Origin of the sequence: Arthrobacter sp. NPDC057009, assembly GCF_042673905.1 — a bacterium.
In the GTDB taxonomy this organism is placed as follows: domain Bacteria; phylum Actinomycetota; class Actinomycetes; order Actinomycetales; family Micrococcaceae; genus Arthrobacter.
This window is the reverse complement of sequence record NZ_JBHUSB010000001.1, coordinates 86,519-113,165: the sequence shown is the minus strand read 5'-3', so window position 1 is coordinate 113,165 and position 26,647 is coordinate 86,519. Positions and strand designations below refer to the sequence as shown.

Below are 26,647 nucleotides of genomic sequence, written 5' to 3'. Positions count from 1 at the left end.
TGCCCCCGGTTCGCGTGCCGAAGCCCACACACCCGCGTCAGTATTTCGGTTCGGTAACGCGAACTCATATGCTTAGCTGGTGCCTTTGTAAGGATTTGGGGGCGAGTAGTCGTGAGGAAACCGGTAAATGAGTAGTGTTCTGACAATCCGCGGAGGCGTCCCGCTAACTGGCCGTGTCAGCGTCCGCGGTGCCAAGAACCTTGTACCCAAGGCCATGGTGGCAGCGCTGCTGGGCAACGAGCCCTCCGTGCTGCGGAACGTCCCGGAAATCAAGGACGTTGAGGTGGTCACCAGCCTGCTCCAGCTCCACGGCGTGACCGTCGAGAAGGACCCGGTCACCGGGGATCTCACCCTGGATCCCAAGGCGGCCAAGACGGCGTCGAGCACGGCCATCGATGCCCACGCCGGCGACTCCCGGATCCCCATCCTGCTGTGCGGCCCCCTGATCCATGCCATCGGCGAGGCCTTTATCCCGGACCTGGGCGGCTGCAAGATCGGCGACCGGCCCATCGACTACCACCTGGACGTGCTGCGGCAGTTCGGCGCCGTCGTCGAGAAGCGCCCCGGTGGCATCCACATCTCCGCGCCCAAGGGGCTGCACGGGGCCAAGATCTCCCTGCCCTACCCGTCGGTCGGCGCTACAGAGCAGGTTCTTCTGAGCGCAACGCGCGCCGAAGGCATCACTGAACTGTCCGGTGCCGCCACCGAGCCCGAGATCATCGACCTCATCGCCGTGCTCCAGAAAATGGGCGCCATCATCAGCGTCCAGACGGACCGGACCATCCGCATCGAGGGCGTCCGCGACCTTGGCGGCTACAACCACCGTGCCCTCTCGGACCGCAACGAATCGGCCTCCTGGGCCTCCGCGGCGCTGGTGACCCGCGGCGACATCTTTGTTGAAGGCGCCTCCCAGCGGGACATGATGACCTTCCTGAACACCTTCCGCAAGGTGGGCGGCGGCATGGATATCGCCGAGGACGGCATCCGGTTCTACCACCGCGGCGGCAAGCTCAGCCCGCTGGTCCTGGAAACGGACGTCCACCCGGGATTCATGACCGACTGGCAGCAGCCGCTCGTCGTGGCCCTGACCCAGGCTGAAGGCGTGTCCATCGTGCACGAGACCGTGTACGAGAACCGCTTCGGCTTCACCGACGCCCTCATCCGCATGGGTGCCAGCATCCAGGTGCACCGGGAATGCCTGGGCAGCGTGCCGTGCCGCTTCGGGCAGCGGAACTTCCTGCACTCCGCGGTCATCTCGGGTCCGACCCAGCTCAAGGGAACCGACATTGACGTGCCGGACCTGCGCGGCGGCTTCAGCCACCTGATCGCCGCGCTGGCCGCCACGGGCACCTCCCGCGTAACGGGCATTGACATCATCAACCGCGGCTACGAGCGGTTCACCGAAAAGCTGGCCGCGCTCGGCGCCGACTTCGACATCTCGTCGGCGAAGTAGCGGGGGCCCGGTGAAGGAATCGGCCAAGAGCCACATAACGTTCATGGTGATCGCCAGCATCGTCCGGCCGGTCCTGAACCTGATCATGAGCAAAAAATGGGAGGGCACGGACAAGCTTCCCGCGGGGGGCTTCATCGCCGTACCCAATCACTGCACCGAGATCGACCCCCTCGTCATCGGGCACATGCTGTACAGCCAGAAGCGGGCCCCGCACTTCCTGGCGAAGTCGGGCCTTTTCAAGGTTCCCGTCGTGGGCGCCGTGCTGCACGCCACCAAGCAGATCCCGGTGGAACGCTCGACGGCGGGTGCTAACCGCTCGCTGCAGCTCGCCCAGGAGGTTGTGGCAGAGGGCGGTGCGATTATTATCTATCCCGAGGGAACGCTGACCCGTGACCCCGACCTGTGGCCGATGAAGGGCCACACCGGCGCCGCCCGGCTGGCCCTCGAGACCGGCATCCCGGTGGTGCCCATGGCGCACTGGGGCGCGCACGAGCTCTTTCCCCGCTACGCCAAGCGCTTCCACCTCTTCCCGCGCAAGACGTCCAGGATCCGGATCGGCGACCCCGTTGACCTCTCGCGGTTCATGGGCCAGCCCCGGGACAAGGCCACCCTGGCGGAAGCCACGGACGTCATTATGGATGCCGTGACCGGACTCCTGGCCGAACTCCGCGGCGAGCAGCCGCCCGCCCGGCGCTGGGACCCGAGCGCCCACAACCAGACGAAGCACGGCCGCGACGTTGAGCGGGGCAAAAAATGACACCTGTCTCTGCCCGGCCCGGCTCCGCCGTGTCCGTGGCGGTGCTGGGCGCCGGTTCGTGGGGCACCACGTTCGCGAAAATCCTCGCCGACGCCGCCACCGCCTCCGGGGTGGACCGCAGCATCCGGGTCTGGGGACGCCGCCCGGAAGTGGTTGCCGAGATCAACGGCAACCACCGCAATCCCCAGTACCTGGCCGACATCGACCTTCCGCCGAGCATCACCGCCGCCACGGACGTGGCCGAAGTGCTGTCCGGAGCTGACCTGGTGGTCCTCGCCGTTCCCGCGCAGTCGCTCCGCCTCCAGCTGCGCAAGTGGAAGCCCCTGATCGGGCCCGACGCCCTCGTGGTGTCCCTCATGAAGGGCCTCGAACTGGGTTCCGATGCACGGATGAGCGAGGTCATCGCCGAGGAGCTGGACATCCCCGCCGAACGCATCGCGGTCGTGTCCGGGCCCAACCTGGCCATGGAGATCGCCCGCGAGGAGCCCACGGCGTCGGTCGTTGCCTGCCCCGATGCCGCCGTCGCAGGCTGGATCGCCAGAAGCTGCACCGCCCCCTACTTCCGCCCCTACACCACCTCCGACATCGTCGGTGTTGAGATCGGCGGCATCGTCAAGAACGTCATCGCCCTGGCTGTGGGCATCTGCGAGGGAAAGCAGATGGGGGACAACACCAAAGCCTCCGTCATCACGCGCGGGCTGGCCGAAACGTCCCGGCTGGCCCTGGCACTCGGCGGCAAAGCCCACACCATGGCGGGGCTGGCCGGACTCGGGGACCTGGTGGCCACGTGCTCCTCGTCGCTGTCCCGGAACCACACCGCGGGCCGCCTGCTGGGTCAGGGGCTCACGCTGGACGAGGTCGCGCAGAAAATGACCCAGACGGCCGAAGGCATCAAGTCCGGGCCGGCCGTCCACGAACTTGCCGGCAAGGTCGGCGTCGAAATGCCCATCACGGCGGCCGTCGTAGCGGTCCTCGCCGGAAAATTGTCCGTTGACCAACTCGGGCCGCTGCTGCTGTCCCGGGAACTTAAAGCCGAAGGCGATTACTGACAGTGTCGGAAGAAAACTTGACCGCAGCGGACAAGAACAGCAACGCAACCCAGGAGGGGACGACTCAGCGCAAGCCGCGCGTCGCCGTCCTTTTTGGCGGCCGTTCCAGCGAACACGCCGTCAGCTGTGTGACCGCGGCCGGTGTACTGGGAGCCATCGACCGGACGAAGTACGACGTCGTCCCCATCGGCATCGCCAAATCCGGCCAGTGGGTCCTCGCGTCCGGGGACACGGCACAGTGGTCCCTGTCGGCGACGGCGCTGCCGGAGGTTCCGGCGTCGGCCCAGACGGTGACGCTCACCGAGATCGGGGGAGAGCACCAGCTGATCGTGACTGCCCCCAACGAGGTTCCGCAGGAACTTGGCACCGTGGATGTGGTGTTCCCGCTGCTGCACGGACCGTTCGGCGAGGACGGCACCATCCAGGGGTTCCTGGAGCTGTCAGACACCCGTTACGTCGGCGCCGGCGTGCTGGCATCGGCGGTTGGCATGGACAAGCACTTCATGAAGGTGGTCTTCGAGGCGGCCGGCCTGAAGGTTGGCCCCTACGTCGCTGTGACCGACCGGCAGTGGCGCAACGACCCCGAATCCGTCCGCAAGCAGGTCGACCTGCTGGGCTTCCCGGTGTTCGTCAAGCCCGCCCGCGCGGGGTCCTCCATGGGCATCTCCAAGGTGGACTCGCTGGACGGCCTGGACGCCGCCATTGAGGCGGCCCGCGAGCATGATCCCAAGCTGGTGATCGAGGCCGGCATCGTAGGCCGCGAAATCGAATGCGCCGTGCTCGAGGGCCGCGGTGCCGATGCGCCGCGCGCGTCCCTGCCCGGCGAGATCTCGGTGGCCGGGGACCAGCACGAGTTCTACGACTTCCAGGCGAAGTACGTGGATGACGCTGCTGCCTTGAGCTGCCCCGCGGACATGCCCGAGGAAGCGATCGCCCGCGTCCGCGAGCTTGCCGCGGCGGCGTTCGAGGCGGTCGGTGCGGAGGGCCTGAGCCGGGTTGACTTCTTCTACACCCCGGACGGCGATCTCATCATCAACGAGATCAACACCATGCCCGGCTTCACCCCAAAGAGCATGTACCCGCAGATGTGGGCGGCCACCGGCCTGTCCTATCCGGAGCTGATCGACGAGCTGATCTACCTGGCCCTGAACCGGCGGACCGGCCTGCGCTAATTCCGCCCGGCAGGCGCACCGCCTATTTGCTGGTGGGGAGGTCCTGAAGGTCCGCCTGGCCCACGCAATTTCGGCTGGCCTTGATCTTCGTGGCCGCGCCGGAAAGGTCAGCAAGGACGGTGGCCGAGCTGATCTTGTTGGGATCCATCAGGATTTCCGTGGCCGGTTCCCGGCCGTAGGTGGTCAGCGTCCACACGGGGTTGCCCTCCTTGATGACCCAGTCGACGTCGTTGACGCTGACGCAGCGGTCTGTGGTGGGGCCCGGAGCGTTCACCCCGCACCGCAGGATCACCAGCGACGGGTCACCCCAGGCGGCGGTGGCCTGGCTGTTCGTTTTCCGCAGGTGGGCGTCGCCGATGGCATCCGGAAGGGCCACCATCATGGGGGCACAGGCCGGATTGGCCGCATCGGCTGCCGGTGCAACGTCGACGGCGGGTGAACAGCCGCCCAGCGCCAGACCAGTCACTGCCGCGGCTGCTGCCACCCTCAGCCTGCGGACGGATTTCTGGGCAGGTTTCTGGACAAGTTTCTGGGCAGGCGGGTAATGCATCCTTCAAGCCTATCCCTCGGCAGCGAGCCGCTCTGACCCCCCGGTTCCCTCCGGGCACCGTGTGACTGAGGCAGCGCGGACGCCGCTAAAAATGTCCGTCCGTGGCGGTAGCGTAGTGGCGTGCCCCAAACACCATTGACTGTCGCCCAACTGTCCGAAGCGGAGCTTTTGGCCCGGATTTTCCCGCGCCTGGAACTCAGCGCCCTGCACAGTGCCGCCGTGGTCCTCGGCCCCGGCGATGATGCCGCCATCGTTGCGGTTCCGGATGGCAGGACAGTCATCAGCATCGACACCCAGGTCCAGGACCAGGATTTCCGGCTTCAGTGGAACAACGGCTACCGGACCACCGGGTACGACGTCGGCTGGAAGGCCGCAGCGCAGAACCTCAGCGACATCAACGCGATGGGTGCCTCGGCAACGTCCATGGTGATTAGCCTGACCATGCCGCCTGACACGCCGGTGGGATGGGTCGAGGATCTGGCGGACGGCCTCACGGCAGCCATCAGCAAGCTGGGGGCCGGTGCGTGCTCCGTTGCCGGCGGCGACCTTGGCCGAGGGCGGGAGCTGTCGGTCACCGTTGCAGTCCTTGGCACGCTTGGCGGCGGGCAGCCAGTTCTGCGGTCCGGTGCACAGGAAGGCGACGCCGTGGCTATCGCCGGGCGGGCAGGCTGGGCAGCGGCCGGGCTGGCGCTGCTGGAATCCAGCCACCAGGTGGACTCGCTGGCACCGGAGCTGCTGTCAATGCTTGAGCTTCAGTGCCGGCCGGAGCCGCCCCTGGATGCGGGGCCGCTGGCACGGCTCTCCGGCGCCACCGCCATGATGGATATTTCGGACGGCCTGGTGCGGGACGGCACCAGGATGGCCGCCGCCAGCGAGGTCGTGCTGGATCTGGACCCCGGGCAGCTGGCCGCGCTTGCCGAGCCACTGCGCCCGGCAGCCACCCTGCTCGGGGCAGACCCGCGCGCCTGGGTGCTGGGGGGCGGGGAGGACCACGGACTCCTGGCCACATTCCCGGCGGGCATGCAGGTGCCGCCCGGGTTTACTGGGATAGGCTCAGTACAGGCCTGCGGCGCAGACAAGGCGCCGGGCGTGACGATCGCGGGACGGCCCGCTGACTCCGTGGGATGGGATCACTTTGCAGACTAGGGTTGCCGCGAACGCGCAAGCGATGAATCGGTGGTTGGGCAAGGCCGAAACCGCACTGGGCAACCACAGCGACCGCCTCAACGCCATCAACATTTTCCCCGTGGCCGACGGCGACACCGGAACCAACCTGTACCTCACGGTCCGTGCCGCGGCCCGGGCACTGCAGGACGCCGTTCCGGAAGATGCGGGCCAGCAGCCCAACGACGTGGGCGCCGTCCTGGCGCGCGCAGGCCAGGCCGCCATGGAACAGGCCAGGGGCAACTCCGGCACGCTGTTCTCTGTGTTTCTCTGTGCCGCAGCCGAACCGCTGGCCGGGCATCCCCGGCTCACATCGTCCCTCCTCGCAGCCGCGCTCAACCGCGCGCAGATCAGGGCCTGGTCCGCGCTGAGTGACCCCGTTCCCGGCACCATGCTGTCGGTCATGGAGGCTGCGGGCCGGGCAGCCGCAGCCGTCGACGCCGGGCAGAACGGCAACGACAGCAACCATGCGCTGGGCCTTGTCCTGGACGCGGCCGTGGCGGCCGCCCTCGAAGCCGTGGTCCGCACGGAGGGCCAGCTTGACGCGCTGCAGGCCGCGCACGTGGTGGACGCCGGCGGTGTGGGCATGCTGCTGATCCTCGACTGCCTCCGCTCGGTGGTGCTTGGCGAGGAGCTCCGCAACGAACTGCTGGACGGCCTGCACGGCTACGACCTGCAGGACCCCCACATCCACACCGACATGCCGGACGACGACGGCGTGGAGGTCATGTGCACAATCAGCCTCTCGCCGCTCGACGCCGCCATGCTCCGGCAGCGCCTCGATGAGCTTGGTGACTCCGTGATCATGAGCCAGGCGGGTCCTTCCGCGGACGTCGAAGGCCGGTACCGGTGGCGGGTCCACGTCCACGTTGCCGAATCGGGCCCCGCCCTGGCGATGATCAGGTCGCTGGGCGAGCCGTCGGACGTGTCCGTCAGCGACCTCGCCCTGCCCCGGGATCCGTCAGGTGAAGTGAGCGCAGAGGGAATGGGCGCAGAGGGAAGATGAACGTCGAAATGGAACTCGGCCTCGAGCGCCGGGTCGGCAAACGCTCCGCGAACGCGATCGAGAAGCACCTGGGCATCACCACTGTGGGCGGCCTGCTCAACCATTTCCCGCGGAAGTACATTAACCGCGGTGACCTGACGCGCATCAGTGAGCTTCCGTTCGACGAGGAAGTGACGCTCATCGCCCGCGTCGTCTCCAACAGCACCAGGCAGATGCGGCAACGCAAGGGCTCCATCACCGATGTCGTCGTCACCGATGACGCCGGATCGGGCACGCTGAAGATCAGTTTCTTCAACGCCCGTCTCCCCAGGGTCGAACTGCATGCCGGACGCCGTGTCATGTTCTCCGGGAAGGTGACGCGCTATCAGGGTTCACTGGGGCTGACCAATCCGAACTACCAGCTGCTGGACAAGGATCCGGATATCGCGGGCACGGACCCTGAAAAGCTCGCGGCCATGCCCATCCCGATTTACCCGGCCACCGCAGGCATCACCAGCTGGGCCATCCACAATGTCGTGAAGGCCCTGCTGGCAACCGCGGACCTGGACGCCTTGCCGGATCCGCTGCCGGCGGCCATATCAGCCCGCCAAAAATTCCTTCCGGTGCCGGAGGCCTACCGGCTCATCCACACCCCCGAAAACGCGCAGGACTGGCGCAAGGCCAGGGACCGGTTCCGCTACCAGGAGGCGCTGGTCCTCCAGTCCGCCCTCGCCCGCCGGCGCGCCCAGCTTTCGGCCGAGGAGGCCACCGCCCGGCGTCCGGTGACCGACGGACTGCTCGCAGCCTTCGACAGGCAGCTGCCGTTCACCCTGACCGCCGGCCAGTCCGCCGTCGGCAAGACGCTCGCGGAGGAGCTGTCGCAGAACTGGCCCATGAACCGGCTCCTGCAGGGCGAGGTCGGCTCCGGCAAAACCATTGTGGCGCTGCGGGCAATGCTCCAGGTTGTGGACGCCGGGGGGCAGGCGGCGCTGCTGGCACCCACGGAAGTCCTGGCGGCGCAGCACTTCGAGTCCATCCGGCGGACGCTCGGCCCGCTGGCCCGTGACGGACTCCTGGGCGGGCTGGGTGACAACGCGGTGCAGGTCAGCCTGCTCACCGGCTCCATGCCGACGGCCGCCCGCAAGCAGGCGCTGCTCGACGCCGCCTCCGGGACGGCCGGGATTGTCATCGGCACGCACGCGCTGCTGAGCGACAACGTCACATTCTTTGATCTGGGCCTCATCGTGGTGGATGAGCAGCACCGCTTCGGGGTGGAACAGCGCGATGCCCTGCGGGCCAAGGCCAGCAAGCCGCCGCACCTGCTGGTCATGACCGCCACCCCGATTCCGCGGACCGTGGCCATGACGGTTTTCGGTGACCTCGAAACGTCAGTGCTTGACGAACTGCCGGCCGGCCGGGCACCGATCACCACGCACGTAGTGGGTCTCGCGGAGAACCCCGCCTGGGCTGCCCGCATCTGGTCCCGTTCCCGCGAGGAGATCGAGTCCGGCCACCAGGTGTACGTCGTGTGCCCCAAGATTGGGGCGGACGACGACGGCGACTTCACTCCCGGTGAAGCGGAACCTGATCCCGGGGAACTGGAGGGGGACGGTCCCGCACGCGAACTGGCGTCCGTGACCGCCGTCGTCGATCACCTCAAGGAGGAGCCGGCGCTGTCCGGAGTGCCCCTGGCCCCGCTCCACGGGCGCCAGGACCCGGTGCTGAAGTCCGAGACCATGGCGTCGTTCACCGCCAACCAGACCAAGCTGCTGGTATCCACCACCGTGATCGAGGTGGGCGTGGACGTGCACAACGCCACCCTGATGGTCATCCTGGACGCGGACCGCTTCGGCATCTCGCAGCTTCACCAGCTCCGCGGGCGCGTGGGTCGGGGCGGCCTGCCGGGGACGTGCCTGCTCGTGACAACGCTTGAACCGGGCCACCCCAGCCGGCGCCGGCTCGATGCGGTGGCGTCCACCACGGACGGGTTCGAGCTTTCGCAGGAGGACCTCAAACTGCGCCGCGAGGGTGACATCCTCGGCGCCTCCCAGTCCGGCGGCCGGTCCACGCTGAAGCTGCTCCGCGTACTGGAACACGAGGACATCATTGCCCGGGCCCGGCAGGATGCCCAGCAGATCGTCGCCGCCGACCCCGGCCTGGCCGGCCATGCCGCACTTGCCGAGGCCATTGACGAGTACCTGAATCCCGAGAAGGAGGCGTTCCTTGAACGTGGCTAGCACGAACCCCCTGCCACCCGCACTGCCGCAGGCAGGGGACAGCGCGGGGGACCGGCCATGAGCAGGATCGTCGCCGGCGCCGCGGGCGGAACCCCGCTGGCCAACGTCCCGGGTTCCCTGACGCGTCCCACCACGGACCGCGTCAAGGAGGCCCTGTTTTCCCGGCTGGATGCCTTCAACGTGCTCGGCGGCGCCCGCGTCCTGGACCTGTACGCCGGATCCGGTGCCCTCGGGGTTGAAAGCGCCAGCAGGGGAGCGGAGACCGTCGACCTCGTGGAGTTCGACGCCAAGGCCAGCGCCGTTTGCCAGCGCAACGCCGATCTCATCAACGGAGTCCTGGGCCGCAAAGCCGTCACGGTGCACCGCTCCAAGGTCGAGTCCTTCCTGGAACGGACGGCCGGGGACACCAAATGGGACGTCGCCTTCCTGGACCCGCCATATCCCCTCGGCGAGCCCGCGCTGGCGTCGGTCCTGGAAAAGCTCGCGGCGCACCTGAACGAAGGGGCAGTGGTGGTGGTGGAGCGCTCATCACGCGCCACCGAACCCGGGTGGCCGGACGGCCTGGAGCGCTTCGCGGAGAAGAAGTACGGCGAGACCCGGCTGTGGTATGCCGAACCGTCCAGCGGCCAGGACGTGGACCTCGCGCTGGAGGACTAATTTTTACGCTGGAGGACTAGTTCCTACCCGGACAGCCCGTCCAGCTCCACACCGGCCAGGACCTTCGCCGGATGGGGCCCGCGGGCCGTCAAGGCGGCGGTCCACTCGGGCGGCCATGGCTTCCGGGTGCCGGCAAGGATGATGTTGCCCGGATACTTTCCGGTGAACATGCCCGCCTCGGCGCAGGCGGCCACGTCCGTCATGGCCCTGCGCAGCGCGGCCACCTGGCTCCGGACGAGTGTCAGGCCGGGCTCGTCGCCGACATTCACGATCAGCACGCCGCGTTCGGTGAGGAGCGCCGCCGCCTCCTGGTAGAACTCGGTGCAGGCGATGTGGCCAGGCGCCTCCGGTCCGGAGAAGATGTCAAGGATAACGACGTCGAACCGGAGCTCCGCGGGCAGTTCCGCCAGGGCAGCGCGCGCATCACCGATGACCGTGTGGAGGTCTGTGCCCTCCGGCAGCGGCAGCCGCTCCAGCACGAAGTCCAGCAGTTCGCGCTCCAGTTCCACGGCGTACTGCACGGATCTGGGGCGGGTCACCTGGATGTACCGCGCCAGCGTCAGGGCCCCGGCGCCCAGGTGCAGCGCGCGAATTGGCTCACCCCACGGGGCGGCGAGGTCCACGACGTGGCCGATGCGGCGCAGGTACTCATAAAAGATGTCCTCGGGGTCGGCGAGGTCCACGTGGGACTGCTCGGCCCCGCCAATGCTCAGCACGAACCCGCCGTCCGTAAACGTATCCGGTTCTATGACCGCGTGCTCGCCGATGCCACGCAGGAAACGCGATGCCCGGGTGCCGCCGGCCACGGTCAGAGCCTGTCCCGGAGGGTGGCCAGCCGCGTGGCCGCCTCCTCGAGGATGTCATTGCGCTTGCAGAACGCGAACCGCAGCAGGCTGCGGGTCCGCTCCGCTCCCTCCGGGTGGCAGAACACCGGCACCGGAATCGCTGCCACGCCCACCAGCCCGGGCAGGCGCCGGGCCAGGTCCACGGAGTCGCGGATGCCGAGCGGCGAAGTGTCCACGTTGACGAAGTAGGTGCCGTCGGGCGTGAACACCTTCAGGCCCGCTGCGCGCAGCCCCTCGCTGAGGATGTCGCGCTTCTGCCGCAGCGTGGCGGAGATGCCCTCGTAGAATTCATCGGGCAGGGCCAGCGCGGCGGCGATGGCGCTCTGGAACGGGGTGCCGGAACTGTAGGTGAGGAATTGCTTCACCGTCCGCACGGCCGCCACCAGGTGCTCCGGGCCGCTCAGCCACCCCACTTTCCAGCCGGTGAACGAGAAGGTCTTGCCTGCCGAGGAGATGGTGATCGTCCTGTCGGCGGCGCCCGGCAGCGTGGCCACCGGAATGTGGCGGACGCCGAACGTGAGGTGTTCGTACACCTCGTCCGTGATGATGATGGCGTCATGCTTCCGGGCGAGGTCGACGACGCGCTGAAGCACCTCGCGCGGGAAGACGGCACCGGTCGGGTTATGCGGGTTGTTTAGCAGCACCACCTTGGTGCGGCGGGTGAACGCCGATTCCAGGGCAGCGGTGTCGGGAAGGAAATCAGGGGCAAGCAGCGGGGCGGTGACATGCGCGGCACCGGACAGCCCGATGATGGCGCCATAGGAGTCGTAGAACGGCTCGAAGGTCAGAACCTCATCCCCGGGACCGACGAACGCCAGCAGGGACGCGGCGATTGCCTCCGTGGCACCGGTGGTGATGATGACCTCTGTGTCGGGGTCCGGTTCCAGCCCGTAGAACCGGCTCTGGTGTGCGGACGCGGCCTTCCGGAGCTGGGGGATTCCTTTGCCGGGCGCGTACTGGTTGGAGCCCTGGGCGATCGCCGCCTGGGCTGCCGCCTTGATTTCCGCAGGGCCGTCCTCATCCGGGAATCCCTGGCCGAGGTTGATGGCGCCGGTCTGCATGGCCAGCGTGGTCATCTCCTCGAAGATCGTCACGCCCAGGGCGCCGTCCGTTCCCAGCAGGTTCGCCCCGGTGGCCGCACGCTGCCATGGCGCCGGAAGTGAGTGTGTCATTGGTTTCCTGCCTGTCTGTCCGGCACTGTTTCCTGCCGCGGGCGCGTGGGCGGCGGGTGCCCCAGTCATGGTATCCCGGCCTGCGGATACGGTAGGTTCGGAGCATGAGACGCGCCGTATGCCCAGGCTCCTTCGATCCCATCCACAACGGACACCTCGAGGTGATTGCCAGAGCCGCGAGCCTGTTTGACGAAGTGATCGTCGCCGTGTCCACCAACTATGCCAAGAAGTACCGGTTTCCGCTGGAGGAACGGATTGAGATGGCCAGGGAGACGCTGGCCTCGCTGCGCGGCATCGTGGTGGAGCCGGTCGGAGAGGGCCTGCTGGCGGAGTACTGCCGCCAGCGCGGGGTGTCTGCCATCGTCAAGGGGCTGCGGTCGTCGTCGGACTTCGACTACGAGCTTCCCATGGCCACCATGAACCGCCAGCTGAGCGGCGTGGAGACCGTGTTCCTTCCGGCCGAGGCGCACTACGTCCACCTCTCCTCGACGCTGATCAAGGAAGTGGCTTCCCTGGGCGGGAGCGTCTCCGAATATGTTCCGCGGTCTGTGCTGAAACGGCTGCTTGCGGGCGCGCCTTCGGCCGGCCAGCCTTCCAGGGGGTAGGCTGGTCCGGTACGTTTCCGGTGCACGCCGGCCGCGTGCCCGGGCGTGGCATCCGGTTTGAGTCCGTCAGGGAGTTCAGGCTAAGATGGTACGTCGGTCATATGTTCAACAGGAGTTCTCATTAAGCGAGATGCAAGTTCGCCCTTGATGTTTGACGTCAAGGACCTCGGGCGCAGCCCGGGGAGCATGCGTACACTGACGGAACATGTACCCGCGCCGAAAGATCTCGGCGTGGCGCTCATTGGTGTTCAGGAAGGCTCGGATATCGAGCTCGACCTGAGGCTGGAGGCCGTACACGAAGGAATTCTGGTATCAGGAACCGCCCTCGCCGAAGTAAAAGGTGAGTGCGGCCGATGCCTGGATCCCCTTGCGTATGACCTTGAGGTCAATGTGCAAGAGCTTTTCTTCTACGAGGGCGCCCTGCCCTCCGACGAGGAAGACGATGAAGAGCAACGTCGAGTCGAGCACGATCTGATCGATCTTGAGCCGGTGTTGCGGGACGCAGTCGTGACCGCGCTGCCGTTCCAGCCGGTGTGCCGGGAAGACTGCCAGGGTCTGTGCTCCGAATGCGGGGCGCGCCTGGAAGACGATCCGGGGCACCACCACGAGGTCGTAGATCCTCGCTGGGCTGCCCTGGCTGATCTGGCTAAGCCTGACCGGCAAAATTGATTTGTAAGTGTTTTTCTAGAGAGAAATGAGTTAGCCGTGGCTGTTCCCAAGCGGAAAATGTCTCGCTCGAATACCCGCGCCCGCCGTTCCCAGTGGAAGGCAACTGCGCCCCACCTGGTGAAGACCGTCGAGAACGGCCAGGTCACCTACAGCCTGCCGCACCAGGCAAAGGTCGTCACCGACTCGGCTGGCACTGCGCTGTTCCTTGAGTACAAGGGCCGCAAGGTCGCGGACGTCTAATCGGCCCCCAAGCTGATCAGGATGTCTTCAACTGAAGAGCTTCTGAAGCGTCTCGGTGTCTTCATTGACGCCGGGACGCTTCGTCTTGCTCTGACACACCGGTCGTACGCCTACGAAAACGGCGGCATACCCACCAACGAGCGCCTTGAGTTCCTGGGCGACTCCATCCTGGGCTTCTCCGTCACCGATGCGCTGTACCGCGACAACCCGACGCTTCCCGAAGGCGACCTGGCCAAGCGCCGGTCAGCTGTCGTGAGCACGAGGGCCCTCGCCGGCATCGGCCGCAGCCTGGGCATCGGGGACTACATCTACCTCGGCCAGGGGGAGAAGCTCACAGAAGGCAAGAACAAGGCCTCGATTCTGGCTGACACCATGGAAGCGCTCATCGGTGCCACCTACGTGTCCAACGACATCGAGACCGCCCGCCAGCTGGTGATGCGCCTCATCGGTCCGCTCCTTAAGGACGCGGCAGCCCTCGGTGCCGGCACGGACTGGAAAACCAGCATCCAGGAGCTGGCGGCCAGCCGGCAGCTGGGCAGCATCTACTACGCGGTAGAGGGCTCCGGTCCTGACCACGCACGCACGTTTGTCGCCGAGCTTCAGATCGGCGGAACTGCCTACGGAAAGGGCTCCGGCCACTCCAAAAAGGAAGCCGAGCAGGAAGCCGCCGCGGATGCCTGGCGGAGGCTTTCCGCCCCCTCGGAATCCGCCGCGGGCAGCTAAGCGCCCGTGCCTGAACTTCCCGAAGTCGAGGTGGTCCGCCGCGGCCTGGTCAACTGGGTCCGCGGCCGGACCATCACCGCCGTCGACGTGGTGGACCCGAGGTCAGTGCGGCGGCATGCCCTGGGGCCCGAGGATTTCGCCGGGAACCTGGAAGGGGCCAAAGTCCTCGACGTCGTCCGCCGCGGCAAGTTCCTCTGGATGCCGCTGCAGGGGGACGGGGAGACGCGGCTCAATGCACATGGCAGCGATTCCGGGTTCCCCGGGGTCGCGCTCATGGCGCACCTGGGCATGAGCGGGCAGCTCCTGATGCAGGACAGTTCGGTCCCGGACGAGAAGCACCTGAAGGTCCGGCTGCGGCTGAGCCGCGTTGAAAGCATGCCGGAGCAGCTGCGCTTTGTGGACCAGCGGATCTTCGGCGGCCTGTTCGTCACCACGCTCGTCCCCACGGACGACGGCGGGCCCGGCGGGAGCGCGGAGGACCCGGTGCCGGTCATCGCCGAGGAGGCCTCGCACATCGCACGCGACCCCCTGGACCCGCATTTTTCCTTCGACGCCTTCTACCGCCGCATCCGGAAGCGCAAGACCGGGCTGAAGCGCGCACTGCTGGACCAGGGGCTCGTCTCCGGCATCGGCAACATCTACGCGGACGAGGCCCTGTGGCGGGCAAAGCTGCACTACGCCCGGCCCACTAACACCCTCCGCCGGAGTGAGGCAGAGCGCGTCCTCGCCGCTGCCCGCGACGTCATGACCGATGCCCTGGCCGCGGGCGGCACCAGCTTCGATTCGCTGTACGTCAACGTCAACGGCGCGTCCGGTTATTTTGAACGGTCCCTCAACGCTTACGGCAGGGAGGGGGAGGCATGCCGGCGCTGCGCGGCCGTGGGGCTCCGCAGCATCATGAAGCGCGAACAGTTCATGAACCGCTCCTCCTACACCTGCCCTGTCTGCCAGCCGCGGCCGCGAAACGGCCGCTGGTGACCACCCCCACGGCGTTCCGGTAAGGCCGGAAGGCCACAAATCCGGGGTTCCCGGCCTGCTTGCCGCTAGATTTGGGGGAGGACCAGCAGCCGCCGCCGCCACTATGGAGATCTGAAAAACCTTGCACCTCAAAAGTCTGACCGTCCGGGGCTTCAAGTCGTTTGCGTCGGCCACGACGTTCGACTTCGAGCCTGGCGTCACGGCGGTCGTCGGGCCCAACGGCTCGGGCAAGTCCAACGTGGTGGATGCCCTCGCCTGGGTCATGGGGGAGCAGGGCGCCAAAACCCTCCGCGGCGGCAAGATGGAGGACGTCATCTTCGCCGGCACATCCGGGCGCCCGCCGCTGGGCCGCGCGCACGTCTCGCTCACCATTGACAACACCGACGGCGCCCTGCCGATCGAGTACAGCGAAGTCACCATCTCGCGGACACTGTTCCGCACCGGCGGTTCCGAGTACGCCATCAACGGTTCGGCCTGCCGGCTCCTGGACATCCAGGAACTCCTCTCCGACTCCGGACTCGGCCGCGAAATGCACGTGATCGTGGGGCAGGGCCAGCTTGACCGGGTCCTGCACGCCACCGCCGAGGACCGCCGGGGCTTCATCGAGGAAGCCGCCGGCATCCTCAAGCACCGGCGGCGGAAGGAAAAGACCGTCCGCAAGCTGGAGGCGATGCAGGCGAACCTTCAGCGGCTCAGCGACCTGACCGGTGAAATCCGGCGCCAGCTCACGCCGCTGGGCAAACAGGCCGAGGTGGCACGGCGCGCGCAGACCGTCCAGTTCGAGGTACGCGATGCCCGCGCCCGGCTGCTGGCCGATGACCTGGTCCAGCTCCAGAACGCACTGGCCCAGGACATCGCCGATGAGTCGGCGCTCAAGGCGCGGCGCACCGTCGTCGAAACCCAGCTTGAGGAGGGCCGGCGGCGGCAGGCTGCCCTGGAGCAGCTCGCCGCGGAGGCGACTCCGGCGCTGAACGCGGCCCGGGATACCTGGTACCAGCTGTCCGCCGGACGGGAGCGCCTGCGTTCCCTCGCATCCCTGGCCCAGGAACGCTGCCGACTGCTGGGATCTGCGGATCCTGCGCCCGAACCCGGCCGGGACCCGGAACAGCTGGAACGGCAAGCCGCGCGCGTGCGCGGCGAGCAGGCGGACCTGGAACGGGACATCATCGGGTGCCGTGCCGCGCTCGAAGCCGCAACTGCCGCCAAGTCGGCGGCCGAGGATGCCGCCGCTGCCGAGGAGAAGCGGCTTACCGCCGCCCTGCGTGCTGCCGCGGACCGCCGTGAGGGCCTGGCACGGCTGGCCGGCCAGGTGGGAGCGGCGCGGTCCAAGGTGGAATCTGCCCAGGCGGAAGTCGGCCGGCTGCGCGAATCCCTCGCCGCCGGCGATGAGCGCCGCAGGAAGGCCCAGTCCGAGTTCACCGCGCTGGAGTCGCAGGTGGCAGGCGTCGAGGACGGCGAGGAAACCCTCGACGCCGAATACGAGGACGCCAGCGCCGCCCTGGACGGCATCCTCGCGGAGATCGATGCGCTGAAAAGCACGGAACGGGACGCCGTCCGCGAGCGGGACGCGCTGAAGGCCCGGCACGAGGCCCTTCAGCTGGGTCTCAACCGCAAAGACGGCTCCGAGCATGTCCTCGGTGCCGGTGTGGCCGGGACCGTTGGCCCGCTCGCTTCGGCCCTGACTGTTGAACCCGGCTATGAGGCGGCCGTTGCCGCTGCCCTGGGCAGCGCTTCGGACGCCATCGTGGTGCAGGATGCCGGGACGGCGGCGGAACTGGTGCGCCTCCTCAGGGATGACGACGCCGGCCGGGCCACGCTCGTCCTCGAGACCGCGGAAGCCAAGGCCCCTCCCGCCGCGGCCCTTACTGCAGCCGTCCGCGCGGCCTTGCCGTCCGGCGCCCGCCCGGCTCCGGACCTGGTTACGGCTTCCGGAACCACAGGGGAAGCCGTGCGCACCCTGCTCGGCGCCACCGCCGTCGTCGAGGACCATGCCGCCGCGGCGGAACTCGTCGCTGAGCATCCCGGCCTCACGGCGGTAACGGTTTCCGGAGACGTTTTTACTGCCTGGACCGTTACCGGCGGTTCCGCGAAGGCACCCTCGCTGCTGGAGGTGCAGGCCGCCGTCGACGATGCCGCATCCCGTCTGGCGGCAGTCACTGCCGCGCTGGAACAGTGCCGTTTTGCCCTGGCCGCCGCCGGGGCCCGCCGGGCGGAAGCCCAGGAACGGGCGGACGCCGCCCTGGACCGGCTGCACGAATCGGATGCGCGGCTGGCCGCGGTTGCCGAACGGCTGGGCCACCTCAACTCTGTCCTGCGCAGCGCCGTCGGTGAAAGCGAACGGTTGGCCGCCTCGCTCGCCCGCGCTGAAGCCAACATCGTCACCGAGCAGGAGGCGCTGGAGGCGGTGACCGCCCGGCTGGCCGCGGCGCAGGACGCCCCCGCCGAGGAGGAACCCTCCTCCGGGCAGCGGGACGCGCTGGCCCTGGCCGCAGCGCAGGCGCGGTCCGCCGAGATGGAGGCGCGGCTCGCCCTGCGCAGCCGCGAGGAGCAACTGACCGCCATCCGCAACCGGGCCGCCTCGCTGGAACGGGCGGCGGCATCGGAACGCCGTGCCCGGGAACAGGCAGCCGAACGGGCCCGCCGACGGAGAATCCAGGCCAAGCGGGCCGCGGCAGTCGCCGCCGTCGCCGAGCAGCTGATCAGGTTCAGCGATGTTTCCGTGGAGCTGGCCAGCCGCGAGCGGGACCTTGCCGAGCAGGTCCGGGAGCAGCGGGACCGGGAGCTGGCGGACATCCGCACTGTCAACGATGCCCTGGCCCGCGAACTGGCGGAACTCACCGACTCGGTGCACCGCGACGAACTGGCGCGCGCCCAGCAGCGGCTCCGGATCGAGGCGCTGGAAACGAAGTCGGTGGACGAGCTGGGGCTGACCGCAGACCAGCTCGTGGCGGACTACGGGCCGGACCAGCCGGTACCCCTGCCTGCAGCCGCGTCCACGGACAAGTGGGCGGCACTGCGGGCGCCGGTCGACGCCGAGGGGCAGCCTGTGGTGGAGGGTGTGCCGTTCGTCCGGGAGGAGCAGGAAAAGCGGCTCCGCAAGGCGGAACGGGATCTCTCATCGCTGGGTAAGGTCAACCCCCTGGCCCTGGAGGAGTTCGCCGCCCTGGAGGAGCGCCACCAGTTCCTCAGCACCCAGCTGGAGGACCTGAAGGCCAGCCGCAAGGATCTCCTGGACATCATCAAGGAAGTCGATGACCGCGTGCAGAAGGTCTTCGCCGAAGCCTTCGCGGACACCTCGGCCCAGTTTGTGCGGGTCTTCGGCCGGCTCTTCCCCGGCGGCGAGGGCAGGCTGGTCCTGACAGATCCCACGGACATGCTCACCACGGGCATCGAGGTGGAGGCCCGGCCCGCGGGCAAGAAGATCAAGCGGCTGTCCCTGCTGTCCGGCGGCGAGCGGTCCCTGACAGCGGTGGCCCTGCTCGTGGCGATCTTCAAGGCCCGCCCCTCGCCGTTCTACGTCATGGACGAGGTGGAAGCTGCCCTTGATGACACCAACCTGGGCCGGCTCATCACGATCTTTGAAGAGCTCCGGGAATCCAGCCAGCTGATCGTGATCACGCACCAGAAGCGGACCATGGAGGTGGCCGACGCGCTCTACGGCGTCACCATGCGCGGTGATGGCGTATCCACCGTCATCAGCCAGCGGCTGGGAGCGGACGTCTAAGCAGGCCCCGCGGCTTGTGAGAAGCTAGGGGTGTGAATGACATTATCCCCATTCTTCTGCCCATTCTTGCTGCCCTGGTAGTCATTGGCGGGCTGATCCCGGTGCTCATGAAAGCCCGGAAATCCGGCACCCAGTATCCCGGCACCCGGGACGCCAACGACCCCGTTCAGCCGCTCGGCGGCGGAGGGACGCTCCTCGAGGACCGCCCGGCCGCGCCTGCGGCCCCTGCCGACCGTAAGGCGCCGGACGCCGTCGACCTTGAAGGACTCGAGGCCGAGGTCCCCGATGACGCCGCCGGCCTGGAGACCATCGCGGTAGAGACCCCTCTGCCCGTGGCCGGACGCCTCACACGGCTCCGGGAGCGCCTGGTCAAGTCCAACAATGTCCTCGGCAAGGGCCTGCTGGCGCTGCTCTCCAGCGACAAGATCGACGAGAACGTCTGGGACGAGGTGGAGGAAACCCTGCTCCTGGCGGACCTTGGCACCGAGCCGACCATGCAGCTGGTGGACGCGCTCCGCGAACGTGTGAAGGTCCTCGGCGCCCGCGACCCCGAGCACGTCAAGGCGCTGCTCCGGGAAGAGCTCATCAAGATCGTGGACCCGTCCATGGACCGGAGCCTCCGGGTTGACCGGCACGCGGACCGGCCTGCCGTGATGATGGTGGTCGGCGTCAACGGCGTGGGCAAAACCACCACGGTGGGCAAGCTGGCCCGTGTCCTGGTCGCGGAGGACAAGGACGTCCTGCTCGGTGCCGCGGACACCTTCCGTGCCGCCGCTTCCGAGCAGCTGGCCACCTGGGGACAGCGCGTGGGGGTGCCCACGGTGAAGTCGGACATCGCCGGCGCCGACCCCGCGTCCGTCGCGTACGAGGCCGTCAAGGCAGGCATCGACCAGGAAGTCGACGTCGTCATGATCGACACCGCCGGCCGCCTGCAGAACAAGATCGGCCTGATGGACGAGCTCGGCAAGGTCAAGCGCGTCGTGGAAAAGCTGGCAGAGGTGGATGAGGTCCTCCTGGTGCTGGACGCCACCACCGGCCAGAACGGGCTCAACCAGGCACGGGTCTTCGCCGAAGTCGTCAACATCACCGGCATCGTGCTGACCAAGCTGGACGGCACCGCCAAGGGCGGCATCGTCGTCGCGATCCAGAAGAGCCTCGGCGTGCCCGTGAAGCTCATTGGCTTGGGCGAGGGCGCGGACGACCTCGCACCGTTCGAAACCGAGGGATTCGTCGACGCCCTCCTGAACTGAGCGGCTCCCAACTAAATTGCAGAAGAGGGCGTTCCCGAGGCTGGGAACGCCCTCTTCTGCTACCCGGCTGTCTGCTAAGCCGCGGGCCTGGGCTTCTGCACCGTCTCCCGCGCGGCCAGCCAGCCGAGGGCGGCAACCAGCAGCACGGCGCCTGTCGCTGCGAAGGCCCAGCTGTAGCCGAACCGGTCCGCCAGCAGTCCGACGAGCACCGGCCCGAGGATGGCACCAATGTCGGACGTCATCTGGAAGGCCGCCAGGACAGGTCCGCCCGAGCGCTCGCGGCCGATCACATCCGCCACCGCCGCCTGCTGAGCCGGGTTGAGCATGCCCGCGCCGACTCCGGCCAGCAGCGACGCCGCCAGGAACCACTCCAGCCCCTGTGTGAGCCCGATTCCTGCGGTGGCCGCGCCGGTGACCACTAGGCCGGCCACCATCATCGGCTTCCTGCCCAGGCTGTCCGCCAGCCGGCCTGACACAGTGAGGGCGAGCGCGTTTCCGGCGGCGAAGACCGCCAGTGCCCAGCCGGCCGCCTCCGGCCCCGAGCCCAGCGCCGTGACGGCGAACAGCGGCACCGTGGCCATTCGCACACCGAAGGTGGCCCAGCCGTTGGCGAAACTTGAGAACATGGCCGCCCGGTAGGCGCTGTCGCCGAGCGCCTCGCCGAGTTTCATGGGCGGCGCCCCGCCTGCCTCTCCGCGCGCAGAGCCGGGAACATGGCTCAGCTGCGTCTGCACCACCAGGGCCGCCAGGACCAGCGCGGCGGCGTAGGCCAGGAACGGGATCCGCAGCCCGAATCCTGCCAGCAGGCCGCCGACGATCGGTCCGCAGACGTTGCCGATCAGGAACGCGGAGGCGTACGCGCCCGAAACCCGGCCGCGGCTCTCCGGCGGAGCCAGCCTGACCACCAGCGCCATCGATGCCACGGTGAACATGACCGAGCCCGCGCCGCCCAGCCCGCGGAACACCAGCAGCTGCCAATAGTTCTGGGCGAAGGCGCAGGCCGCCGTGGACGCCGCCACAATGAGCAGGCCCGCAACGTAGACGGGGCGCTCACCGAGCCGGCCGATGAGCGACCCGCCGGCGGGGGCGAACAGCAGCCGCATGAAGGCAAAGATACTGACGATGACGGCGGCGGCCGTGGCGCCGACGTCGAACGTGGTGGCGAACTGCGGCAGCACGGGAGCCACCAGGCCGAAGCCCAGCGCTATCAGGAAGGCGGCGACGAGCATCACCTTGATGTCACGGGGCAGCGGAGCACCGCCGGGGCGGCGGACCGCGCTGAACCGGAGTTTGCCCGCGGCGTTACGGGGGAGTGGGGGCATGTTGCGGGGGAATCCTTGCAAAACGGGCGGAACGGGCGTTTGGGGCGGGTGAAACATAACCGTAACAAGCAGGATATGCACCATTTACGTCAGGGAGGTTGTTGTAACAGACCGGCAATCTAAATCCTCAGCCAGCGAAACACACCGGGGCAAAACTTGATTCAGGACGCAAAAGGCGTTGGGCAGGCGGATCACTCCGCAGCATTTTCGATCAAGAGAGGACGTGCACCATGGAACTTACCGCAGGTCACGTATGGCTCATGGTGGCGGCGGCACTTGTGCTGTTCATGACACCAGGTCTGGCATTTTTCTACGGCGGCATGACGCGCGCCAAGGCTGCACTGAACATGATGATGATGAGTTTCATCTCCATCGGCATGGTCGGCGTGGTGTGGGTGCTCTGGGGCGCATCGATGAGCTCCGGCGAAGGATTCCTGCAGATTGTCGGGAACCCGTTCGCCACCTTCGGCCTGGAAGGCATCACCACCCCTGACGGACTGATCAAGGTCGGCTACGCGGCCACGTTCGCCATCATCACTGTTGCCCTCATCAGCGGCGCCATCGCAGACCGCGCGAAGTTCGGCGCCTGGAGCGTCTTCGTGCCCGTCTGGGTCACGCTGGTGTACTGCCCGCTCGCCTACATGGTGTGGGGAGGCGGACTTTTCGGCCCCGAAGGCGCGGTTGGACAGGCGCTTGGCCCGGCCATTGACTTCGCCGGCGGCACCGTGGTCCACATCAACGCAGGTGTTGCTGCGCTGATCCTCGTCCTCATCATCGGCAACCGCAAGGGCTTCGGCAAGGACCCGAACCACCGCCCGCACAACGTTCCGTTCGTCATGCTCGGCGCAGCCATCCTGTGGTTCGGCTGGTTCGGCTTCAACGGCGGCGCCGCCACCACGGCGGAACAGGGCGGCCTGATCTGGATCAACACCCTGGCCGCTCCGGCTGCCGCCATGCTCGGCTGGCTCGTCACCGAGCGCATCCGTGACGGCCACCCCACCTCTCTGGGTGCGGCCTCCGGCGTGGTGGCCGGCCTGGTTGCCATCACCCCTGCCTGCGCCAACGTCAGCCCGGTCGGCGCCCTTGGACTCGGCGTTGTAGCCGGTGTGGCCTCGGCCCTGGCCGTCGGCCTCAAGTTCCGCTGGGGCTTCGATGACTCCCTCGACGTCGTCGGCGTCCACCTCGTCTCCGGCATCATCGGCACCGTGGCCCTCGGCTTCATCGCCCTTCCGACCGACGGCGTGGGCGGCGGCCTCTTCTACGGCGGCGGCCTTGCCCAGATGTGGGCTCAGCTGGCAGCAGCCGGCATCGCCATCGCCTACTCGGCTGTCCTGACCACGATCATCGCACTGGCCATCCACAAGACCATGGGCTTCCGGGTCAGCCAGGAGCAGGAAGTGGTGGGTGTGGACCTCAGCCTGCACGCAGAGACCGCCTACGAATTCGGCGTCGGCGGCCACGGCGGCAGTTTCCAGCCCCTGCATGAGCTGATCACCGGCAAGGTTCCGGCAACCGGCGGTCAGACCAGCGGCACGGACGCGGTTCCCGCCGACGGCAAGAAGGCAGAAGAAGTAACAGGCAAGGAAAGCGTGGGGGCATGAAACTGATCACAGCAATTGTTCGTCCGGAGAAGCTCGAAACGATCCGCGAAGGCCTGGAGGCCTACGGGGTCCAGGGCCTGACGGTCAGCGCGGCCAGCGGCTACGGCCGGCAGCGCGGCTACACCGAGGTTTACCGCGGCGCCGAGTACAACGTGGACCTGCTGCCCAAGATCCGCGTCGAGGTGCTGGCCACGGACGAACAGGCTGACGACATCCTGGATGTCATCATCGCCAGCTCCAACACGGGCCGCGCCGGCGACGGCAAGGTCTGGACGGTCGATGTCTTCGAAGCAGTGCGGGTGAGGACGGGCGAACGCGGCGTAGCCGCCATCTAGCGTAGTCGCCAGCCAGACCAGGCACCAGCCCAACGCAAAGGGAGGGCCGGTCACCTTACAACGGTGACCGGCCCTCCCTGCGTGTTAAGCAGTTCCTGTCGAGCCCGCCCGGTATTCCTCCAGCGGAACCTTGCCTGCTGCCCATGCCGCCAGCACCGGCTCGACGATCCGCCAGCATTCCTCTGCGGTGTCGCCCCTGACCGACAGCAGGGGATCCCCGGTCAGGACGCCTTCCAGCACTTCGCCGTAGGGCAGCAGTTCGGAGGCGTTGAGCTCGGCCACGAGGGCGGCCCGGTCCAGGCTGAAGACGTCCCCCGGCCCGTTGACGTCGACGCCGAGCTCCAGGGTGTCCGGGCCGAAGCCGATCCGGAGCGTGTTGGGGGTGTCCCTTCCGGTGAAGCCGGCGGGCAGGTGGGGAACCGGCCGGAACGTGACCACCGCCTCCTTGCGCTTGACCCCCAGCGCCTTGCCGGAGCGCAGGATGAACGGCACGCCATTCCAGCGCCAGTTGTCGATGTTCACCTGCACCTCGGCCAGGGTTTCGGTGTTCCTGCCCGGGTCCACGCCCTCCTCCCCGGCATAATCGGGGACGTTCTTGCCGCCGAGGCTTCCCGCCAGGTATCGCGCCCGCCGGGTGGTTTCCGTGTAGGGCTGCCTGATGCTGCTGGCCCGCAGGACGGCGGCAACCGCATCGCGGAGGTCGCGCTCGCCGATGGTGGCCGGCGGCTCAATGGCCAGCAGCGCCATGATCTGCAGCAGGTGGCTTTGGATCATGTCCCGCAGTGCGCCCGCCCCGTCGTAGTACCGGGCGCGTCCCTCGAGGGCGAGGTCCTCCTCGAAGATGATCTCCACCTTTTCGATGTGGCCGCGGTTCCAGACCGGCTCCAGGAAATTGTTGGCGAACCGCAGCCCGAGGATGTTCAGGACCGTGGCCTTGCCCAGGAAATGGTCCACCCGGTGGATGTGGTCCTCCGGGACCAGGGTCAGGAGTGTCCGGTTGAGTTCACGGGCCGATTCCTCGCCGGAGCCGAAAGGCTTCTCCATGACCAGGCGTGTGCCGGCGGGGACCTGCTCCGGGCGCAGGATTTCGCAGGCCTTCTGGCTCACCTGCGGAGGCAGGGCAAAATAGACCGCGACCGGCCCCTCGAGTTCGGCCAGGAGCTGCGCCAGCGGGCCGTCGGCCGTGACGTCGGCCTGGCGGTATTCCGTGGACTTTTCCATGGCCGCCAATGCGTCCCTGCCAGAGGCGCCCGCGGTCCCCGAGGCTGCCTCAAAAGCGGTGTGTACGCGCTCCTGCCACTGTTCCAGGGACCACGGATCCGAACCGGCGCCCACAAGTTTCAGGCCGGGCGCACGTCCTGTGGCCACCAGCCTGGCCAGGCCCGGGAGGAGGAGCCGGCCGGTGAGATCGCCGGAGGCACCAAGGATGAGCAGGGTTTTCACAGTCGTTTGGCTCGTCACCCTGCCAGCATGCCACCTGCAAGGCTGACTTGATACCCTAGATAGTCGAGTCCCGTACATCCACTGAAAGAAGTGCACGGCGCGTGTTCAATTCACTCTCTGACCGGTTGACAGCAACCTTCAAGAACCTCCGCGGCAAGGGCCGCCTCACCGAGGCAGATGTCGACGCCACGGTCCGCGAGATCCGGCGCGCCCTCCTGGATGCGGATGTTGCCGTGCCCGTGGTCCGCGAGTTCACCGGGCAGGTCCGTGAGCGCGCGCTCGGCGCCGAGGTTTCCGGGGCACTGAACCCCAGCCAGCAGATCGTGAAGATCGTCAACGAGGAGCTCGTCGAAATCCTCGGCGGCGAGACCCGCCGCATCCGGATGGCCAAGACCGGCCCCACCATCATCATGCTTGCCGGCCTCCAGGGTGCCGGCAAGACCACCCTGGCCGGAAAGCTCGCCAAGTGGCTGAAGGCCCAGGGCCACAGCCCCATCCTCGTCGCCTGTGACCTCCAGCGCCCCAACGCCGTGACGCAGCTGCAGGTCGTGGGCCAGCGCGCCGGCGTTCCCGTCTTTGCACCGCACCCGGGCGCCACCTCGGAGCTGGAGCACCCGGCAGGCGATCCGGTCGGCGTCGCCCGTGCCGGCGTCGAGGAAGCACGCCAGAAGCTGCACGACGTCGTCATCGTTGACACCGCCGGACGCCTCGGCGTTGACGCGGACATGATGGAACAGGCGCGCCAGATCCGGCGGGCCATCGTGCCCAACGAAGTCCTCTTCGTGATTGACGCCATGATCGGCCAGGACGCCGTCAACACGGCCATGGCCTTCGATGAAGGCGTGAATTTCACCGGCATCGTGCTGTCAAAGCTCGACGGCGATGCCCGCGGCGGTGCCGCGCTGTCCGTTTCGTCGGTCACCGGCAAGCCTGTGATGTTCGCCTCGACCGGTGAAAGCCTGGACGACTTTGAACTGTTCCACCCGGACCGGATGGCCTCGCGCATCCTGGACATGGGCGACGTCCTCTCCCTGATTGAGCAGGCGGAAAAGTCCTGGGACAAGGAAGAAGCCGCCCGGATGGCGAAGAAGTTCGCCGACCAGGAAGACTTCACCCTGGACGACTTCCTCGCCCAGATGCAGCAGATCCGCAAAATGGGCTCCATGAAGAAGATGCTCATGATGATGCCCGGTGCCCAGAACATCAGGCAGCAGCTGGAGCAGTTCGACGAGCGCGAGATTGACCGGGTCGAGGCAATCGTCCGCTCGATGACGCCGCATGAGCGTTTGGCTCCGAAGATCATCAACGGTTCCCGCCGGGCCCGCATCGCCCGTGGCTCGGGCGTGCACGTGTCCGAAGTCAACGGGCTGCTGGAGCGCTTCGGCCAGGCGCAGAAGATGATGAAGAAGATGGCCCAGGGCGGCGGGATGCCGGGCATGCCGGGCATGCCGGGCATGGGGGCAGGCGGTGCCCGCAAGGGCGGCAAGAACGCCCCCAAGAAGAAGGCCCGTTCCGGAAATCCTGCCAAGGCGGCGCAGGAGCTTCGCGAAGCCGAGGCAAGGCGGGCGGCCGGGGCCAAGGCAGTGCCTACCGGAGCTGCGTTCGGCCAGCAGTCCGGCGACTTCGACCCGTCCCAGCTGAACCTCCCCAAGGGCTTCGACAAGTTCCTGGGCGGCAAATAAGGCGCACGGTCACGTCGGCCGGCGCCGATGTCGG

23 protein-coding genes are annotated in these 26,647 nt (G+C 67.7%); 18 read left to right on the top strand and 5 right to left on the bottom strand.

Annotation, left to right across the window (positions count from 1 at the left end; genetic code table 11):
- Positions 1-127: 127 nt before the first annotated feature.
- The 4 genes from murA to ACFTR6_RS00545 are packed head-to-tail and all read left to right on the top strand — an operon-like array spanning position 128 to position 4,431.
- A complete protein-coding gene (gene murA / locus ACFTR6_RS00560; RefSeq protein WP_076802188.1) occupies positions 128-1,453 on the top strand; it encodes a UDP-N-acetylglucosamine 1-carboxyvinyltransferase in 1,326 nt (441 codons plus the stop codon).
- 10 nt (positions 1,454-1,463) lie between these two features.
- Positions 1,464-2,210 carry a lysophospholipid acyltransferase family protein gene (locus tag ACFTR6_RS00555; protein WP_377956537.1) on the top strand — a complete coding sequence of 249 codons (747 nt, stop codon included), beginning with the start codon at positions 1,464-1,466 and terminating at the stop codon, positions 2,208-2,210.
- On the top strand, positions 2,207-3,259 hold the full coding sequence (locus ACFTR6_RS00550; RefSeq protein ID WP_076802193.1) for an NAD(P)H-dependent glycerol-3-phosphate dehydrogenase: 1,053 nt from the start codon (positions 2,207-2,209) through the stop codon (positions 3,257-3,259). Before ACFTR6_RS00555 ends, ACFTR6_RS00550 begins: the two co-directional genes overlap by 4 nt.
- 17 nt (positions 3,260-3,276) lie before the next feature.
- Positions 3,277-4,431: a D-alanine--D-alanine ligase family protein gene (locus ACFTR6_RS00545; RefSeq protein WP_377956536.1), complete on the top strand. Its 1,155-nt coding sequence runs from the start codon at positions 3,277-3,279 to the stop codon at positions 4,429-4,431.
- A 22-nt stretch (positions 4,432-4,453) separates the two neighbouring features.
- Here ACFTR6_RS00545 and ACFTR6_RS00540 read toward each other — a convergent pair whose 3' ends face one another.
- On the bottom strand, positions 4,454-4,981 hold the full coding sequence (locus ACFTR6_RS00540) for a DUF3515 family protein (RefSeq protein ID WP_377956535.1): 528 nt from the start codon (positions 4,979-4,981) through the stop codon (positions 4,454-4,456).
- Positions 4,982-5,101: 120 nt separating this feature from the next.
- Here ACFTR6_RS00540 and ACFTR6_RS00535 point away from each other — a divergent pair, with 120 nt between their 5' ends.
- The 4 genes from ACFTR6_RS00535 to rsmD are packed head-to-tail and all read left to right on the top strand — an operon-like array spanning position 5,102 to position 10,024.
- Positions 5,102-6,127: a thiamine-phosphate kinase gene (locus ACFTR6_RS00535; protein WP_377956534.1), complete on the top strand. Its 1,026-nt coding sequence runs from the start codon at positions 5,102-5,104 to the stop codon at positions 6,125-6,127.
- Positions 6,128-6,149: 22 nt separating this feature from the next.
- Positions 6,150-7,151 carry a DAK2 domain-containing protein gene (locus ACFTR6_RS00530; protein WP_377956533.1) on the top strand — a complete coding sequence of 334 codons (1,002 nt, stop codon included), beginning with the start codon at positions 6,150-6,152 and terminating at the stop codon, positions 7,149-7,151.
- Positions 7,148-9,367, top strand: coding sequence for an ATP-dependent DNA helicase RecG (locus ACFTR6_RS00525; protein WP_377956532.1), 2,220 nt, complete (start codon positions 7,148-7,150; stop codon positions 9,365-9,367). The genes ACFTR6_RS00530 and ACFTR6_RS00525 overlap by 4 nt, the downstream gene beginning before the upstream one ends.
- A 57-nt stretch (positions 9,368-9,424) precedes the next feature.
- Complete coding sequence (gene rsmD / locus ACFTR6_RS00520) at positions 9,425-10,024, top strand: 16S rRNA (guanine(966)-N(2))-methyltransferase RsmD (protein ID WP_076802204.1); 600 nt, start codon at positions 9,425-9,427, stop codon at positions 10,022-10,024.
- A 23-nt stretch (positions 10,025-10,047) separates the two neighbouring features.
- Here rsmD and ACFTR6_RS00515 read toward each other — a convergent pair whose 3' ends face one another.
- Together ACFTR6_RS00515 and ACFTR6_RS00510 are read right to left on the bottom strand one after the other, a co-directional pair.
- The gene (locus ACFTR6_RS00515; RefSeq protein WP_377956531.1) at positions 10,048-10,830 is read right to left on the bottom strand and encodes a spermidine synthase; all 783 of its coding nucleotides are present in this window, start codon (positions 10,828-10,830) and stop codon (positions 10,048-10,050) included.
- A 2-nt stretch (positions 10,831-10,832) separates the two neighbouring features.
- Positions 10,833-12,041, bottom strand: a complete 1,209-nt coding sequence (locus ACFTR6_RS00510) for an aminotransferase class I/II-fold pyridoxal phosphate-dependent enzyme (protein ID WP_377956530.1) — start codon at positions 12,039-12,041, stop codon at positions 10,833-10,835.
- A gap of 104 nt (positions 12,042-12,145) precedes the next feature.
- Here ACFTR6_RS00510 and coaD point away from each other — a divergent pair, with 104 nt between their 5' ends.
- From coaD to ftsY, 7 genes are all read left to right on the top strand, one after another.
- Entirely contained in the window at positions 12,146-12,646 is a 501-nt protein-coding gene (gene coaD / locus ACFTR6_RS00505) for a pantetheine-phosphate adenylyltransferase (RefSeq protein WP_087872981.1), read from the top strand.
- A 144-nt stretch (positions 12,647-12,790) separates the two neighbouring features.
- Complete coding sequence (locus ACFTR6_RS00500) at positions 12,791-13,315, top strand: YceD family protein (protein WP_377956529.1); 525 nt, start codon at positions 12,791-12,793, stop codon at positions 13,313-13,315.
- Between the two features lie 36 nt (positions 13,316-13,351).
- A complete protein-coding gene (rpmF, locus tag ACFTR6_RS00495) occupies positions 13,352-13,555 on the top strand; it encodes a 50S ribosomal protein L32 (protein WP_009356569.1) in 204 nt (67 codons plus the stop codon).
- A gap of 21 nt (positions 13,556-13,576) precedes the next feature.
- A complete protein-coding gene (rnc, locus tag ACFTR6_RS00490; protein ID WP_377956528.1) occupies positions 13,577-14,278 on the top strand; it encodes a ribonuclease III in 702 nt (233 codons plus the stop codon).
- A 6-nt stretch (positions 14,279-14,284) separates the two neighbouring features.
- Positions 14,285-15,256 (top strand): bifunctional DNA-formamidopyrimidine glycosylase/DNA-(apurinic or apyrimidinic site) lyase, encoded by a 972-nt coding sequence (gene mutM, locus ACFTR6_RS00485; RefSeq protein WP_377956527.1) that lies wholly within the window; start codon positions 14,285-14,287, stop codon positions 15,254-15,256.
- Positions 15,257-15,377: 121 nt separating this feature from the next.
- A complete protein-coding gene (smc, locus tag ACFTR6_RS00480; RefSeq protein WP_377956526.1) occupies positions 15,378-18,980 on the top strand; it encodes a chromosome segregation protein SMC in 3,603 nt (1,200 codons plus the stop codon).
- Positions 18,981-19,012: 32 nt separating this feature from the next.
- Positions 19,013-20,230 (top strand): signal recognition particle-docking protein FtsY, encoded by a 1,218-nt coding sequence (gene ftsY / locus ACFTR6_RS00475; RefSeq protein ID WP_076802218.1) that lies wholly within the window; start codon positions 19,013-19,015, stop codon positions 20,228-20,230.
- 74 nt (positions 20,231-20,304) lie between these two features.
- Here ftsY and ACFTR6_RS00470 read toward each other — a convergent pair whose 3' ends face one another.
- Complete coding sequence (locus ACFTR6_RS00470) at positions 20,305-21,552, bottom strand: MFS transporter (protein WP_377956525.1); 1,248 nt, start codon at positions 21,550-21,552, stop codon at positions 20,305-20,307.
- A gap of 230 nt (positions 21,553-21,782) precedes the next feature.
- Between ACFTR6_RS00470 and ACFTR6_RS00465 the strand changes: the two genes are divergently transcribed.
- Complete coding sequence (locus ACFTR6_RS00465; protein ID WP_377956524.1) at positions 21,783-23,153, top strand: ammonium transporter; 1,371 nt, start codon at positions 21,783-21,785, stop codon at positions 23,151-23,153.
- Complete coding sequence (locus tag ACFTR6_RS00460) at positions 23,150-23,488, top strand: P-II family nitrogen regulator (RefSeq protein WP_009356573.1); 339 nt, start codon at positions 23,150-23,152, stop codon at positions 23,486-23,488. The genes ACFTR6_RS00465 and ACFTR6_RS00460 overlap by 4 nt, the downstream gene beginning before the upstream one ends.
- Before the next feature lie 84 nt (positions 23,489-23,572).
- Here ACFTR6_RS00460 and ACFTR6_RS00455 read toward each other — a convergent pair whose 3' ends face one another.
- Positions 23,573-24,949: a glucose-6-phosphate dehydrogenase gene (locus ACFTR6_RS00455; protein ID WP_377956523.1), complete on the bottom strand. Its 1,377-nt coding sequence runs from the start codon at positions 24,947-24,949 to the stop codon at positions 23,573-23,575.
- Between the two features lie 83 nt (positions 24,950-25,032).
- On the opposite strand from ACFTR6_RS00455, the gene ffh reads away from it, so the two are divergent.
- Positions 25,033-26,613, top strand: a complete 1,581-nt coding sequence (ffh, locus tag ACFTR6_RS00450) for a signal recognition particle protein (protein ID WP_076802227.1) — start codon at positions 25,033-25,035, stop codon at positions 26,611-26,613.
- Positions 26,614-26,647: the final 34 nt, after the last annotated feature.